The sequence below is a fragment of the Bacteroides sp. AM23-12 genome (assembly GCF_003434395.1).
Classification (GTDB): Bacteria; Bacteroidota; Bacteroidia; order Bacteroidales; family Bacteroidaceae; genus Bacteroides; species Bacteroides thetaiotaomicron.
The window spans coordinates 251,080-267,519 of record NZ_QTLF01000006.1; the positions used below are offsets into that span (position 1 = coordinate 251,080).

At 44.2% G+C, this 16,440-nt stretch carries 8 protein-coding genes; all 8 read right to left on the reverse strand.

What is annotated here, in order from left to right; translation table 11 throughout:
* Window positions 1–2 precede the first annotated feature (2 nt).
* A complete protein-coding gene (locus tag DW640_RS08805; protein ID WP_117577854.1) occupies window positions 3–1,133 on the reverse strand; it encodes a DUF4972 domain-containing protein in 1,131 nt (376 codons plus the stop codon).
* Between the two features lie 33 nt (window positions 1,134–1,166).
* The gene (locus DW640_RS08810) at window positions 1,167–3,143 is read right to left on the reverse strand and encodes a GxGYxYP domain-containing protein (RefSeq protein ID WP_016269404.1); all 1,977 of its coding nucleotides are present in this window, start codon (window positions 3,141–3,143) and stop codon (window positions 1,167–1,169) included.
* Between the two features lie 38 nt (window positions 3,144–3,181).
* Entirely contained in the window at window positions 3,182–5,449 is a 2,268-nt protein-coding gene (locus tag DW640_RS08815) for a GH92 family glycosyl hydrolase (protein WP_011108997.1), read from the reverse strand.
* Window positions 5,450–5,480: 31 nt separating this feature from the next.
* Complete coding sequence (locus DW640_RS08820) at window positions 5,481–7,388, reverse strand: GxGYxYP domain-containing protein (protein WP_008764130.1); 1,908 nt, start codon at window positions 7,386–7,388, stop codon at window positions 5,481–5,483.
* An 18-nt stretch (window positions 7,389–7,406) separates the two neighbouring features.
* Window positions 7,407–8,102: a DUF3823 domain-containing protein gene (locus DW640_RS08825; RefSeq protein WP_008764129.1), complete on the reverse strand. Its 696-nt coding sequence runs from the start codon at window positions 8,100–8,102 to the stop codon at window positions 7,407–7,409.
* A 28-nt stretch (window positions 8,103–8,130) separates the two neighbouring features.
* The gene (locus DW640_RS08830) at window positions 8,131–10,062 is read right to left on the reverse strand and encodes a RagB/SusD family nutrient uptake outer membrane protein (protein ID WP_055229295.1); all 1,932 of its coding nucleotides are present in this window, start codon (window positions 10,060–10,062) and stop codon (window positions 8,131–8,133) included.
* A gap of 11 nt (window positions 10,063–10,073) precedes the next feature.
* Window positions 10,074–13,205 carry a TonB-dependent receptor gene (locus DW640_RS08835; protein ID WP_199610300.1) on the reverse strand — a complete coding sequence of 1,044 codons (3,132 nt, stop codon included), beginning with the start codon at window positions 13,203–13,205 and terminating at the stop codon, window positions 10,074–10,076.
* Window positions 13,206–13,673: 468 nt separating this feature from the next.
* A complete protein-coding gene (locus DW640_RS08840) occupies window positions 13,674–16,241 on the reverse strand; it encodes a hypothetical protein (RefSeq protein ID WP_233525433.1) in 2,568 nt (855 codons plus the stop codon).
* Between the last annotated feature and the right edge of the window lie 199 nt (window positions 16,242–16,440).

Genomic DNA, 16,440 nt, shown 5'->3' on the forward strand with positions numbered 1-16,440 from the left:
TATCATTCTAATTCAATCCACCTATAGTCTCCGACCAGCTTTGCCGTATACTTTCCGGTCAAGTCTTTAATTTCCTGGTCGTCAAGCGCCATCTTCGCGAAAGTCCATCCGCAAACCAAATCGTCCTCTTCGCCCGTCACATTCTCCGGATGCTCCATCAACCGGCGGATTTCATCCTGAGTCTTGGCGGCACGCCAGATATGCAGATGTTTCATACTTCCGTTAGCACCTTTATCACCGATACGGTTGCCTGTAGCACTCATGCCGCCAAATGCCACCATCGGGACATTGCTGTCGTTAGAAGCATACGGTTTGGAAGCATCCTGATGAGAGGTGGTCGAAAGTTTCAGTTCACCGTTCATATACATTTTGGTCATGACAGGTCTGCCTCCATTCATCTCGCCGTCTACTCCGGTTTCATCCGTCACCACAGCCAAGTGTACCCACTCATTAACGGTGGCAAATCCGAAGGCAGGTTCCATCAGGTCATTAAAGCCCATTCCGTATGTCATACGCATGTTGTTGCCACCATAGTTGTAGCTATTCACGCACCAGCCTTTGCGTTCGTGATTGTTCGTATCATCATCCGTAAAGGTAGAGATCAGATAGAAGAAGCCTTCTACATCCTTCAGCTTTACCCAAAACTCAACAGTAAATGCCTGCTTGCCAACTTCACCGAATGTGGAATACTCCGGATGAGCGCCAAAGTCAATATATCCGCCATTCTTTCCGCTTACTTCCAGCTCTGCCGGAACCAGTAAGTCTTCCGTCCGGACAGTCGCCTTAAACTCGGCTATCTTTTCGTCCGATTCTTTCAGCAGTTTGGCTGTCTCTTCGGGAATCCGAGCTTCCGCCACTCCCGCTTCTTTTATCGTCTGAAGGAAATCTTTCAGCTTGGCTATCGCATCTTCCAGAATCGCCCGGCTTGTTTCAGGATACATTCCTTCCCGAAGCCCGAACTGGGATTCAGCCTGCAGGTCGGTCAACACTTTTATCTTCTTGCCTATCTGTTCACGATACTCATATACCTTCACTCCTTCTCCGTCATCATCCGAACATGAGTAGCAGATACCCATAGCGAAAGCCGAAAGAAAGACTATAACCAGTAACCGGATACTATATCTATTTTTCATATCTCATTTGTTTTAGATTCGTTTATAATTCCTTTAATAAACACCGCCTTCTTCTATGTACTTCCTGATAGAAGCGGCCAAATCCATCGGGAGCATAAATTCATACGTATCCGGACAATCCTGTTCAACCCGTTCGAGTTCCTTGATCAGTCTCTCGTACACTACCACTTTATTTCCTTCAAATCCGTAATAGTTGGTCAACAGATAGACATGCCGGAATAAAGGACGCCGCGGGCTGGGAGATACAGACATCAGATCACGGTATACGTCTCCATTATTGCGGCACATAGTCCCCTGATCAATACGCACCACGCCATCTACCAATTTGTAAGATGAGCCTGTGGTATGTGTCCGGTTAGATCCGTCCATAATCGCATCGACAGCCTTGCTCTTCATGTATTGTTCGAAATACATCTGCTCGTCTGTATTCCAGAGATGCGCCGTGTGGAAACCGGCAGTGGATAACCACTTCTTGTTCATTTCCAGCCATTCCGCATATTTACCGCTCTGCGCATAATAATCACCATAGATAAACTGGAAACCGGAAGGCCCTGCCGTCAATTCATCGTTCGGAGTCATATTCTTATAGTAAAATTCAAGTAGCTTCGGATTCAATTCCTGTAAGCCTGCCGCCAAAGTCACTCCTACGGGAACTTCGCCTCTGCGCTTTCCTTCCTTGAATATCTGATAAAGAGAATTTGCATCAAACTGAATATTGTCTCCGTCACTCAGACTGATAGCGACATATATCTTACCCGGCTTCACTTCTCCGGCTATCCCTTTACGCTGCTGGAAGGCTTTGCTCGGGAAACTGCACCAATAACTGCCATTCGCATAATAGTCACTCACTACAAATCCTGCATTATGGATGTTGGTAATCTTGTTCAGTTCGTCGCCATTGGCATTCATTCCATAACCAAATACCGAAGAACCCACCGGATAAGATCCACTATTAAAGATATTATCCATGATCTGTTTGTCATCTCCATTAGAGTCGTCCAACCAGAAGACAAAGCCTTTAGAAGCAGCTACGTAATCGTACATTCTCCACGGATTATCTTTATAATCACTCCGCAATCCACCGGAGAAGGTTAGCTTCGGATGGCATTTGTCGGCATAGTGCGCTATCGCCCAGCCATAAGCTTCTGCCTTTGACGACCATTGGTTACGTATATCCCTAACTTCCAGATTTCCTATTCCCAGCTCGTCCTCTATAAACTTTCTCATGGATTCCGTAACCGGAATGCCTTTCTCCTGTGACGAAATCATCTGTGCCATACTCCATGACCAAGGCTGATTCTCATCCCAGACTACCAGGCAGTTGAAGCGGTCTTTATACATATTATATAATGCCGCAAAGCCTCTGTTGCGGGAAGTATTCGCCAAAGGCTGCATTTCATACTGCACTTCGGCATCATCCAGCTGCGTCAAATCCTGCTGTAACCAGATCAGATAAGTCAGTGCCTGTTCCTGGTTAATCACTCCCTGCATGACAGCAGTGGTCAGCTTCGATATATTTTCGTCATCACGAATATCGAATACATTCACTTTCGCCACCGGCTGATTCTTAAAGAACATACCACTTTGAGGAGTCGCATCACTATGATAATCCATCAAAGGATGCAGCTTTTGCGCCCAGTTCTTCACCAGACGGGCAGTCACTCCGGCAGACACCTCTCCGGTCGTTCTGACAACTTTCATTTCATATCGGTAAGACAACAGGCTATTGTCCGTAATCGCAAATTCCGCGCTCTGCACTCCTTTGGCAACCGTCTGTTGCTCATTAGTCTGCAAATCCTTTACCTGCACCTCCTTGATATCCGTAATATAAGGATCAATCCAGGTGACCACTGCTTTTCCATTGATCTCCTCCACACGGGGAGTACGGACTTCATTTCCTCTTTCGGCCGTTGTTCCAAATTCATCGTCATCCTCGCTGCAACCGAACATTGAAAAGGAAAAGATAAATAAAAACGACCATAGACTGGTGAGTACAATCATCTTTTTCATTGTGTTATATTTTAGATTTTAATATTATTATTCTGACTTTATTCCGGCAAACTCTCTGAAGAGGGCGGCACGGCATCCGAAGCTATCCCCCACTTCTTATTGGGCTTATCTCCCATCTGCAAAACCAGACGTCCGCCGTTTTGAATATCCGCATGGCTGAACCACGGCTTATTCCACGGCGTTCCATTCAAGGTAGCCGACTGGATGTACTTATGGTCCGGCGCATAATTCTCCGCTATGATCTCAAAATAATGTCCGTCACCTACCTCCATCTTTGCGGATTGGAATACCGGACTGCCGATATTATAAGTTGGAGAACCGGGAGTTACCGGATAAAAGCCCATCATGGAGAATACCACAAATGCAGTCATTCCACCTCCGTCTTCATCACCGGGAACGCCCATCAAGTCATTACGGAACCACTGGTTCAGCAAAACGCGAATCCTTTTTTGTGTCATCCACGGCTGACCGGCATAGTTATACAAATAAGGAATATGCAGACAAGGTTCATTTGCCATAGAGAACTGGCCGACATTACCGGTATGGTCCGGCAACTGATGATAGAAATCAAACTTGCTCCGCCCCAACGGTTCATTGAATGTCTGATTCAATCTCTCGATAAATGAAGCCTGTCCACCCATCAAGGCAATCAAATCCGCCGGATTGTGCTGCACATCCCAACGATAGATCCAACCGTTGTTTTCACCATAATAGCCACGTGCCCCCTGTCCTCCCGAATATCGATAGTCAAACGGTTCGATAAACTTTCCGTCCTTGTTCTTGGGATGAAAGAAACCCGTTTCCGCATTATAAACATTCCGGTACGTATAAGACATCCTCATAAACTTCTTATAGTCATCGGTCTTGTTTAATGTTCTGGCTATCTGTGCCAGACACCAATTATCGTAACAGTTACCCAACATAACCGCAACCGCTTGTCGTCTCTCGAACGAATGAACAGCCTTGCAAGTTTCTTCTTCGCCAGGGTTCAGTGCAGGGAAAAATCCTTTTTCCTGATAGAACTTATCGAGCTCCGTCAACGGACATCTCAGCCAGGGCAACAACGTTTTTTCTGTAATCGCTCCTTTGCAGGCTTCATAAGCAGCCTCCAGATCAAAGTCTTTCAATCCTTTGCAATAAGCATCCCAGATAACTGCCACTGCATGATTGCCATTCATCCGGTGACTGTCTCCGGTCACCTCGGGGAAGGTAGGCATCCATCTTCTGTCCGACTGTTCTGCCATCCGTATATATGAACGAATCATATCGAGTTCCTTCTGCGGTTCTATCAAGATACGCAACGGATGTGTAGCCCGGTAAGTATCCCATATCCAGTCATCTGTATAAAAAGGTACTCCGCCATCTTCATGAATCTTGCCATCGAAAGCACTGTAATATTTCCCGTCCTCCGAAAGATTGATCATGCGTTCGTAGGTACGATAAAGGGAAGTGTAGAAGATTTCTTTTTCGTCTTCCGAACCGCCTTCTATCACAATCTTGCCCAATGTCTTGTTCCATATCCTGCGTCCGGCATCCGCCACCGCCTTTACATCATAGGTGGTGATGTCACGTTGCAGATTCTTCTTTGCCTGCTCGGCACTGATAAAGGAAATTCCGTAACGTAGATTCAGGTTCTTCTCGCTTCCATAATACAAAGCGATGGCACTGCCTTCCTTACTTTCCATATCAACTTTTCCATCTGCCAGTACCCCTTTGCGTAAAGGTAGTTGACTGGTTTCGAGATACAGATAGATTTTGGTAGGAGTGTTGTCAATAACCTGATAGCCACTGACTCCTTTTTCTTCAGCGACCAGCTTTCCGTTCTTCGTATTCACCACCAGAGCATTATCACCTTCCGTCCCAAAACTGATATGATAAATACCAGCCTGATGTGAAGGGGCATACTCAACCTGTATATCAGCCTCATCCAGGTATACGGAATAACTATAGGGGGTAATATTCTCCAAATCATAGGAGTAAGATACAATCGGTCGGGATACCTCTCCCTGCACCGGACTCAGGTTAAAAGCCGAGCTGCCTCTATGACTGGTCACCACGACCGGAAGGCCGTTTACCCTGTCCGATGTATAGTCTCCCCTTTCCGGATAGACCCTGAGCATCGAGTTCGGCAGATGTACGGTTGGGTAAGTAGGCACCAGCAGATGGCTGATATTGCCGATATATGGATTTACATAATCGACAAAGTCTTTCGTGGGCGTCTGATCCGTATGGGTACACGAAAAAAACGCCATCGCCATCAAACAGGAGCCGACTGTTCTTTTTATATTCAATCTGTTCATCATCATTCTATATGAATATGTCTGTTCATTAATCAGGTTAGTTCATCGTTATCTTTCCGGCAGCAGCATCCGGATGCTGCTTCAGATAGATACGATAGAGTTCAAAAAATGTCGGTGCATCCAGCAATTCAATATTCGTATGCCGCTGTTTCAACTCATCACAAATCCCTTTATACCAGGAAGGTGACTTCAATATGGCTCTGAACCAATGGAAAGGAACCGGACGTTTCTCCACTCTTTCCACAATCACATCCGTTGCCCTGCGGTAATCATGATCTACAATATCATAATCTGCCCGGATCACCGGCATATCATTGTGCAGCAATGTCAAAGGCATCTTCTGCGGAACTATTCCATTCGGACTGAACGATGCGTAACAGTCCAATCCGTCTGAATCCAGTCCGGGGGCTTCGCCGTCAATCACAAATCCTGTAATGGTCAATCCCCACTTCTGATAATATTTGCTGCAATGCTTTGCCCATGCACTCAATCCGCTTTTCAATCCGGACACCGAGCGAGGCTCTTGCAACATACCCGGCATTAAATATCCGGCACCATTGTCAGCAGCGGCAAAATAATCATTCGGAGTAGCCGTCACCCGATAATTATGCATCACCATCGGAACGCGTTCTGCAAGTACAGGACTGACAGACCACATCAAAGGCACTTCTCCCCGGCTAGGTTCGTCCCACAGGAAAGGGGTAGTCTGAGCAATCCAGGAGGAGGAATCATAATCGCCTACATAGAAGAGGATAAAGTTCCGTCCCTGAAAGTTGATTGTTCCGTCACGGTTCAGATAGCCTCTGTCCATCAGTTCCTGATGTGTCACCCACTTTTGGGGATACTTTTCCTGAAGAGGAAAATGTTGCCAGAAGGAGGAGTTAGCCAATGCTCCCAGTCCGATGGCATCGGCATCCTTAAAGGCATTATAAGCACTGATAATACGGGAAAATTCCCACTCGGTAGCTACATCTTCATGCTTTCCTCCAGCATGCTGCGTATATTTATAAATCCAGCTCGGGAAACCTCCGATATAGCAGAATTTCTCTCCTTTATTTTGCTTATAGGCTTCTTGCAGAAAAGTTTTCAGTATCTGCAAGTCCAGTCCTTCTTCTTGTGTCGGATCATCCGTTGCCGGCTCGTCTCCCCAAGGAGAAAGGTCAAAGAAAAAAGCTTTCTTGCTGACAAAAAAGTCATGATTGGTCAATTGGTGATGGTTCGTTACCGTCCGGGTAGGATCGGTACGCCAGAACTGGTCGATGTAATAAGCGGCGTACTCCGTATTGCATAACCCTTTCTTCAGGTATTTCTCTATAAACCATACATAGGGATCGATTTTCAGAGATCCTGTCGAAGGTTGACCGGTTCCGGCAATCCTTCCTTTGCCCGTGAAAAGAGAAGAACCATCTTTGTTCACCAGCCAGCATTTCACAGCCAGCTTCGGTCCTTGCAGTACCAAACGGGTATAGAGACTATTGGGAGATATGTCATAGCGCACAGCTATCAGATTCTCGATTCCTGCCACAGATGAAGCAATATTACTGGTAGATGCTACTTTTGAGTCATAAACAACCACTCCGCGTATTTCTTTTCTGAAAACGGTCACGACATCCGACAGTTCCGTGTAAGCTATCGTATCACGTCCCGCCAGCCACTGTCCTGCCTGACGGTATTTATTCCACCAATAATCATCGACATTCTCTCCCTGCCCGTTCTTGACATAGCGAATGTACAATCTCGGACTATTCCGATTCACAATGCCTTGCAAGGTAGCTGTCGTATGCATAATGTCCCATAGTTGCTCCGCCTTCTCCTGTTCTTTCAGATCAAGTTCATTGAGCGTTCTCAAATCCAGTATCCGGACCGGATCACGAGATTCTGCCAACAATATCTCTGAACAAAAGACAGAGACCGCAAGGAATACCAACTGTAAATACTTTCTCATGGCTTTTCCGTTTTTATGCTAAATATCCAACTGTACAGATGCCGAATAATTGTACTTTGTCTCACTTCCGTGAGACTGTGCACCGATCCGGAAATAATAACTCTTGCCCGGAACCAGCGTGGAAGTGTAGTCTTCCAGATTGATAGACAATTCGAAAGCCTCACCATCAGTAATGGAACGGTTTAGTTCTTCTGTCCGGTTGACAATATTCAGTTTGTTGGATACATCGATGTGAGAGTGTGCAAACAACGAAATACGATAGACCTCGTTACTGGTCACCTGCTCCAGTTTGAATTTCGCCACTACCTTTCTTCCGATCACAGATATTTCCGGTTCAATGATCCGCAGATAAGGATTCACTTCGAAGACCTGATAATTCTTTCCCGGCTTTATTTTCATATCCAGAGTATCCAAAGGAACGTAGTTCCCACGATTCAGGATGATTTTATAGTCACCGGAGAAAATCATACCGTTATAAAACGTTCCGTCTTTTTTAACGACCATATTCTGAACAGGAGGATTATCTCCCCACCCCTGTTCGATGAAATAAACGCGGGAACCGTCCGATATCTCCTGTTGAATGAGTTCTCCGGTCTTCCGGTCTCTCAGTTCGCCGGCAAAGATTGCATCCGGCCCTTCGAGATTATCTTTTTCACAAGAGTAAAACATACTGCCTGCTACTACAACGCATAATAAAAATAGAAGCTTTTTCATATCTAATCTATATTTTAGAATATACTAATTAAGGATTCTGTACCAGACCATTAGCCCCCGTACCCGGAATACTCTTATAATACCAGCTATAATCAAAGGTCTTTGATTCAATGCCCAACGGATTGACACGTACAAATACATAATGCGCAGGATTTGTCCGCAGGTCAAGGAAAGGTACAAGTCCCTTTCTCACCCGGTTTTCAAATTCCTTATGGAAAGTTCTCCAGCGCGACAAATCCCATCTGCGTTTGTTTTCAAATGCCAGCTCGACAAAACGTTCTTTGCGAACATTCGCCTGAGTCAATGCAATGTCATCTTTGTGAGCCGCTCTTTTGCGGACCGCATTCAAAGCGTCTTGTGCAGCCTGTTTTTCAGCAGAAGTAGAGGTTGTCTTTTCGATAACAGCTTCTGCATAGTTGAGAAGAATTTCCCCATAACGGAAATCGATCCAAGGCTGTGTACCTTTACTCCATGCCTGCTCAACCGGACTTTCTATCTGCAAGAACTTCTTAAACAGGAATCCGCTGCGGGTATAATGTCCCAAAGTCGGATCGAATCCTGAATATTCCGTGCTTTTCTCCGCTCCGTAAGTATAATAGATCAGACCATCCTGTCCCTTCTCCGAAGCCTGAGTCCTATAATGATAACCGGAACCGTCAGCTTTTACCAGACCACCCTGGATAATGATCTTCGTACTTCCGAAGTTCTGTCCCGGGAATAACACCATGGCACTCAAACGGGCATCACGACCGGCAAATGCCTGGTAAGGTTTATCTATCGGGAAAGACAGGTATCGGGTGGATAAGTTAAATCCATTATAATCACTTTCATTTCCATCCACACGAGTGCTGATCGGCTTGGGTGTTCCGGTTCCGTCATCCGTATAATCTTCGAAAGAGTCGACAAAATCCAGTGTCGGATTCATACGACCGGGATAGAGATTCGGGTCGAGGATCATCTGACGGGGGCTGAACCAGACATCATAGTTATGTGCCAGAATGGTATTTGCAGCATAGGCCTTCATGAAGATAGGCTCTTTCAATCCGTCCAGACATTGGAAAGGTTGTTCAAATAACTTTTGATAGTTGGTTGTCGCTTCTTCCGGAGTAGCGGGGGAAGGTTTGTAAAGACCGAACTTACCACTATTCATGATTTCCTGTGAAGCTGATATACATTCATCATAATAATGATCAGCCGATATAACTTCTATACCTACCAGCTTCTGGTCAACAGCCGGACCAGAGAAAGAGACATAAGGCTGATGAGTAAACTTGGCAACGGAAGCTGCATACAGAGCTGCTCTTGACTTCAGTGCCAATGCTACCCATTTGTTCGCTCTCAGCACATCATTTTCATTCGCATCTCCAAAAAGCGATACTGCCTGGTCACATTCTTCCAAGACAAAGTCCCAAGTATCTTTCTCCGTATTTCTGGGGACACGCAGTTCTTCGATATTACCGTTATACTCCTGCGGTTCTTTAATGATAGGTACCCCACCGTATCTTTTGGCTAAGGCAAAATAGGTATAAGCTCTCAGGAAATGAGTTTCCGCATTGATCTCATTCTTTTGCTGTTCGGTAATACTGGTCAATGTAGGAATAGTAACCAACAGACTGTTTAAATCACGAATGAGTTTATAACCGTCTTCCCAATAATCGAACCACTCTTCTCCAAAGTCATTGTACTCCGGATGGATAGCCTCATCACAGAAATGAGCAGCCATAAAACCGGCATTATTCACATCCGTACCGACTCCCACATTGAAGCCGCGATTCGGTGAATAGGTAAAATCTTCGATAGGCAAACGACCGTACAGATTGGCCATATGTGCCTGTACTCCTTCCGGAGTAGAGAACAATTCATCCGCCGGAATTTTATTCTTCGGATCGATATCAAGCAAATCGCTACATCCGCCCAGCAGGAACATGGCTCCCAATAATAAACAACTATATATTTTCATAATCATCTTCTTTAAAAGTTCAAGGTCAATCCAAAGTTAAAGCTCTTATTCAGAGGATAATTCAAGCCGGCACTATAGTCTCCTTCAATCTTTTCCGGATCGAATGCCTTTACAAACGGGTCACAGATAGTAAACAGGTTATTTCCGTTCGCATAGATTCTTAAACTACCGATACCCAGTTTATGCATCAGTCGGGGACTGAAGGTGTAGCCGATCTCAATTGTTTTCAGTCTCAGATAAGAAGCGTTCTTACGCCATATCTGCGAATCCCTCGTATAGAACGATCCCATGTCCTGCTCCAGACGGATGGCCGGCCATTCTCCCGGTATCCATTCACTGTTCGCATCATACGGGTCGGACAGATGCCAACGGTCGTAGAAGTATTCGGGGGTATTGCCACCCTTGAAACAGAGCATCTTTGCGTATACCTCGTCAAACTGCACCGTGTACAGGGCAGAACCTTGAAAAAGAGCATAGAAGTCGAAGTTCTTCCAGGACGCTTCCACATTGAAACCATAGTGAATCAATGGGCTGCCGGACCAGAATAAAGGGGTCTTGTCCAGATCATTCACCACTCCGTCACCGTTTACGTCTTTCAGGATGTAGTCACCGGGAAGTTCCTTGGAATTTCCGTTATCCCCATTCTGAATCGGATATGTATTAATCTCGTCAAAGTTCTGGAAACGTCCGTCCGTCTGATACCCCCAGATAAAATCTCCCCAGCGGTTGGATGCCTGGTTTCTCCATCTTTCCATACTGCTCTTGTAAGGACCGCTCTCTATATAACGGCGTTGGGTACGCGCCAAGTTAAAGTTACCGGATACACTGTAGTGGAAATCACCGATTTTGTTGGTATGAGTCAATGTAAATTCAATACCCCTCGTACGGTCGCCGTTCAGGTTTTCCTGTGGCAACTTGGAACCGAACGTATTGGGAAGAGAACCGTAACGGTCGGCCAACAGGCCGCTGCGGTCACGCTGATAAATATCAAACTCTACTGCGATCAGCCGGTTAAAGATTGAAAAGTCAATACCAATATTATACATATTCACTTTAATCCAGGTCAGATTCTTATTGATCATCACAGGAGAAGCTACTCCATTGGTATAATTTCCCTGGCTGAATACATATCCGCCACTGTTCAACGTGTAACCGGAGAAGTATTGGAACGGATCACCGGCATCTTGCCCCGAACGACCGGCAGAGAAACGAAGTTTCAGATTATCGACAAACTTGAAGTTGTCTTTGATAAAGCTCTCTTCCGAAATCCTCCATCCTACGGAAGCGGACGGAAAGAATGCCCATCTGCTGCCCGGAGCATATCGATAAGAACCGTCGTATCTGCAAGCAAGCTCTGCCAGATATTTGCCTTTATAATCATAGGTCAGACGCCCGATATGAGAAAGATAAGCCTGGTGTTCCGAGGAACCGGATACTTTCTGGTCAGATTCGCGTGCATTGTCCAGTTCACCGATTGTGAAAAAGTCAAACTTGCGCTCACCATTCATCCAGTTTGCTTTCTCTTCGCGTCTTTCGAAGACATAAGTAGCTCCGATGGTATGGTTGCCGAACGTTCTGTTATAGTTTGTCTGGAACTGCATATCCACCCGTTCCGATTCTCTGCGATTATCCTGGAGTAAAGCCGGATAGTTGGCATCTGCCGCCGTATACTCGCCCGTATATTCGCCATAGGTATATGTCTTAAAACCTTTCCGCGTTGCCTTATATCCGTAGTTATTGTAATCGTAGATAAAAGTACCTTTCACCTTCAGCCCCTTTACATAAGGAATATTATACTCTAATGCAAACTGTGTCTGCAAGTTCTTATTCCGCTCTTTAGCGCTTCCGGTATAATCGGCATCGATCATAGCCGCCGGATTAGGGACATAAGAGAAGTTATTATAATAATCCGGATTGTCATTGGCATAGATAGAAGTAGTAGGCGGATTTACACGCGTACTCTTAAATATATCATAGAAAGGAAACCAGGGACGGTTGGTGGTATCATAACGTCCGCCAAGATTGATACTGGCTGTCAGGTCTTTGGTAATCTTCAGACTGACATTGGAACGGAATGTATATTTATCATAAGTCAATGCGTTATTCTTCAACAAGCTGTTATCGGTGGCATAACCGAAACTACCGTAATAACTTACTTTGTCGGTACCACCTTCCAGGGACAGAGTCGTCTGGAACTGTGTGGCGTGCTTATTGAAAACGGCATCATACAAGTCTACACTCTCATAACCGGGAGCACCTTGCTGCCATTTGGTCAATTCGTCCTTTGTGATATAAGCCGGTCTGCCTGCATTGATTTCCGCCTCATTTCGCATGGTCATATATTGTCCGGCGTTGGCCATCTCCGGCACATTGGTAGGAGAAGTAATGCCGACATTGGCGTTCAACGTAATACGCGGTTTGCCTGTAGCCCCTTTCTTGGTGGTAACAATCACGGCACCATTCGCCGAATTCATACCATAGATAGAGGCAGTAGCATCTTTCAGAAAAGATATGCTTTCAATATCTTCCGGATTCAACCGTTGAAATTCGCTGGAACCGTCTCTCACCACTCCGTCAATCACAAACAAAGGAGTTCCGAAGCCACGGACATTGATATTGGAACTGAACTTACCCGGCTCTCCATTCTCCTGTCTGATCCGCAGACCGGCTACCTTTCCTTGAATAGCCTGTGCCAAACTAGGTGCCTTGGTCTTTACGATATCATCTACTTTCAGGTTTCCGATAGCTCCTGTCAGACTTTCCTTTTTCTGAATGCCATATCCGACAACAACTACATCGCCCAATGCTACCACATTCTCCTCAAGGACTACCGTTACGAAGTTTTTATTCACCACTTTCACTCTCTTCGGATTATAGCCGACATATCCTATCTCCAGTTCAGCTCCCACAGGAACCTGAATAGTAAACTTACCATCCATATCCGAAATAGTCCCCGTACCCGTTTTCAGAACTTTCACTGAGGCTCCGATAATGGCTTCTCCTTTATTGTCTGTCACCTGCCCGGAAACTTTCAGGTTTTCCTGCGCCATAACAGAATCCAAAGAAAGGATGCTCCCCATTATCAAATAAAGGAACCTTAAAAAAACTCTTTGCAAATGATCTTTGCTCTTTCCTGTTTTCATAATTTATAGATTAACATTAATTGATTCAAACCGTTTTCATCTCAAGAAAACTTTCTCTGACAAGTAAGTCCAAGCAGTAGTTAAGAAGTGTCGTTTTTCATATTTCCATCATTTTATAAGGTTATAGTTCGATCCGCTCAAGTCATCAGAAACATAGTGGAGGATATCCCGTCCGTTTCTGAAGCAAATATAGAATTCCAGTCCTTAATGCCATATTAATTTTAGATTAATAGCGATAAAGAATTTCATTCTTTTCGCATAAGTATCTAGTTATCAATAATGTTTTCATGATAAAAAAAAACAATTATTATTTGATGGTATAATGAGTGCCTTACTCCGCAAGGATTTATTTCGGGTACCGATGAGACCTATTTCCGGCACCGATGAGGACAGGCTCCGCCACCGATGAGGAACTATCTCTCCACCGACCAACAGGAAGCACCGGAAAATTATTAATAGAGGATTAATTTAGAGTGAATTTATAATATCATCGTAAGAGAAATCAGGCTTGGCATTCAGCAAACGTTCATATTCAATACAGAACTTATCGAAACTTTGCTTGGACAAACCTTTCTGCCCCATCTGATACAAGACTCTGCATTTAGTGCGGATAGCGTCTTCGTCTATATTATCAACAAGCAGAATTACATCTGATATTTTCAGCAAAAGCCTGGAATCTTCTTTTATATCGGGACGGTTGACCACAGAAAGCAGTATTTCCGTCAACAGAACGTAGTAGGCTGACTTATATTCGTCAATCCATTCGGCACTGACGTTAGGGAGCAATGCGCCGGCACTCGCCAGGGATATGATTTTATTGATTATCTTTTTATCCGTAATGGTATCTTTATCTTTTATCTGATCCAGCAATCTCATCACTTCCTGATAATCGCAGGTCACGTCTTTCCCCAGATTCAGATACCAATAGCCGTTCTTATTGGCAATATTGATATCTCCGATTTTCTCAATGATCAGCCTTAGCTTTCTGATATTCACGTTTCTGTTATTCGATGCACTGGACTTACTCATATCGAACCAGAAAGTTTCATCCAGGCATTGAGAAGTCGTTCCCTTTCCGTTCTTAATGGTATTCAGCAGTAAAAACAAGAATAATTGCTTAAGAGTAGGCGTAAAATCTCCCGTGATGTTACCGCCTTGCTTATCAAATATCTGGAATCCGCCCAGTAATAAAACCGAAGATACTTTTTGTTCAGTCGGTTCTTCTTCGACCAATCTGTCTTTTACTTCTTCCGTAGCAACCGGACCGACTGACACATTCACTTTTCTCTTTCTCTTACTATGCAATAACCATATACTTCCTCCTATCAGGCACAGTAGTCCTGCCAAAATACCGGATATCAATATCACCGGCTTCATTCCGCCAGTCTGATGAGGCAAAATACCTTCCTTGGACAAAGGTGGAAATGCCAGTTTATAAAATTCGACTTTAGATATTCCGGGCTCCTTTTCCTGCAACACCACAGCATAAATAGAAGATGTCTCTCTATGCAAAAACATATCACAATAAGAATGAATATCGAGGAAGTTATAAACAATGGAATCACTCATCACTTCCTGAACCGGTTGTCTGGTCTGTATATCAAACCGGCTCAAATAAACAAAAGTATTATACCGGTCATTATTATATGTCAAAGCATATACACTATTCGACGGTGTATCGACAATCATTGAATTACCGAAAGTAAAGTGCTGCCTGTCATTCACAAACTCCCATAACTTAGCGCATTTACCTGTTTTCAAATTCAACCGGTAAAGATCATAAAAGTTTCCTGGAGATTCTTCCTGCTTACCCGACTGATTGCCATAACCACCCATGATCAATAAGTAGTCCTCATTCTCCGCCCCCATCGCACTTAAATAGCGGGGAAACAGACAGGAATCAAGGGAACTGATCGACCACCCCTGCGGATCAGACAGGTTTATTCTGCTCAACTGTGAATTATAGCGGTGATTACCATAGCCACCAAAAACAATCAGTTCATCTCTTTTCTGATTGATAATACGATTATGATGCTGGCGGGTATCAATCATTACCGGAGTTTCTAATGTCCAGCATTTCCGGTCAAACTCATAGACATTCAAATCGTTGAAATCCGGTGTATAAGACAAGAGCCTGTTTCGTTTGGCATCAAAAATAATCTGGCTGGAAGCTCCTATATAAGGATGTCCTTTATAAGCAATCGAATCAACACGATTCGCCTTCACATCGTAAACAAATAACTGACCGCCTCCTGCTATGAAAAAACGTCCCGACACATCGTCATAAGCCACCTGCGGATTAATATGGTGCACATTCAACGAAGCTAATGCCGCCCATTTAGTATGTTTATCTATCTCCCAGACGCCATTACGTACAAAAGCCTGTTTATTTCTGACACTATCGTAAGTCACATCTTTATCATGAGCAGCCAATTCCCATTTATAAAGCAGTTTACCTTGAATATCAGCAAGTTCTATATTACGAATGGTCATAGGAGGTACATCTGTAGAGAAAAAACGGGGATGCTTGCTGCCTCCGAAATAGATCTTGATATCCTTAAAGTTGCTCAGGGAATGATTGATTTCCGCCTGGATACCGTCTGCAGCAATATGAATCCGGTCTTTGGTAAATTGCAGATCGACGTGTATCCATCTGTCTGCTACAATCTTTACCGAATCTGCAATCTCCGTATTCTTGATCACTCGGTCTTTGTCAGTCAATACAATATTAAATCGGGAATAAAGCAGGTAGGAGATAAAATCAAAGCAGGAAGAATCATCTGCTATGACCCGTACAACATAACCATAAGTATACAGTTCATTTCTCAACTTTATATCGAATCCCACCGAGAAACCGTCCTCGGGAAAAGACAAAGAAGCCGCAGGAGTAAGATCCAAATTGGTCCGCTGATCCTGATTGGTAGAATGAGCCAGAAACGTAAGACCATAATCATAGACACTATTATCTATAACATTACTCTTGCATACCCATATATGCAATAAAAAGACTAAAGATAGAAGGTATCTACATTTCATAGTAACAATCATAAAAACCGGAATCCTTGTTCAAAAGTAAGAAACTTATGTCTAAGACCAATGCATTTGATTGCAATATTCGCAAAAAATTATAGGATATGCAAATCATTGGAAACAAAAAGACTCGCCCAAGTAAAGTATCCGAGGGATATCTTTACCTGAGCAAGTCTTTCCTTTCATAAATACGGCCCACTTAACA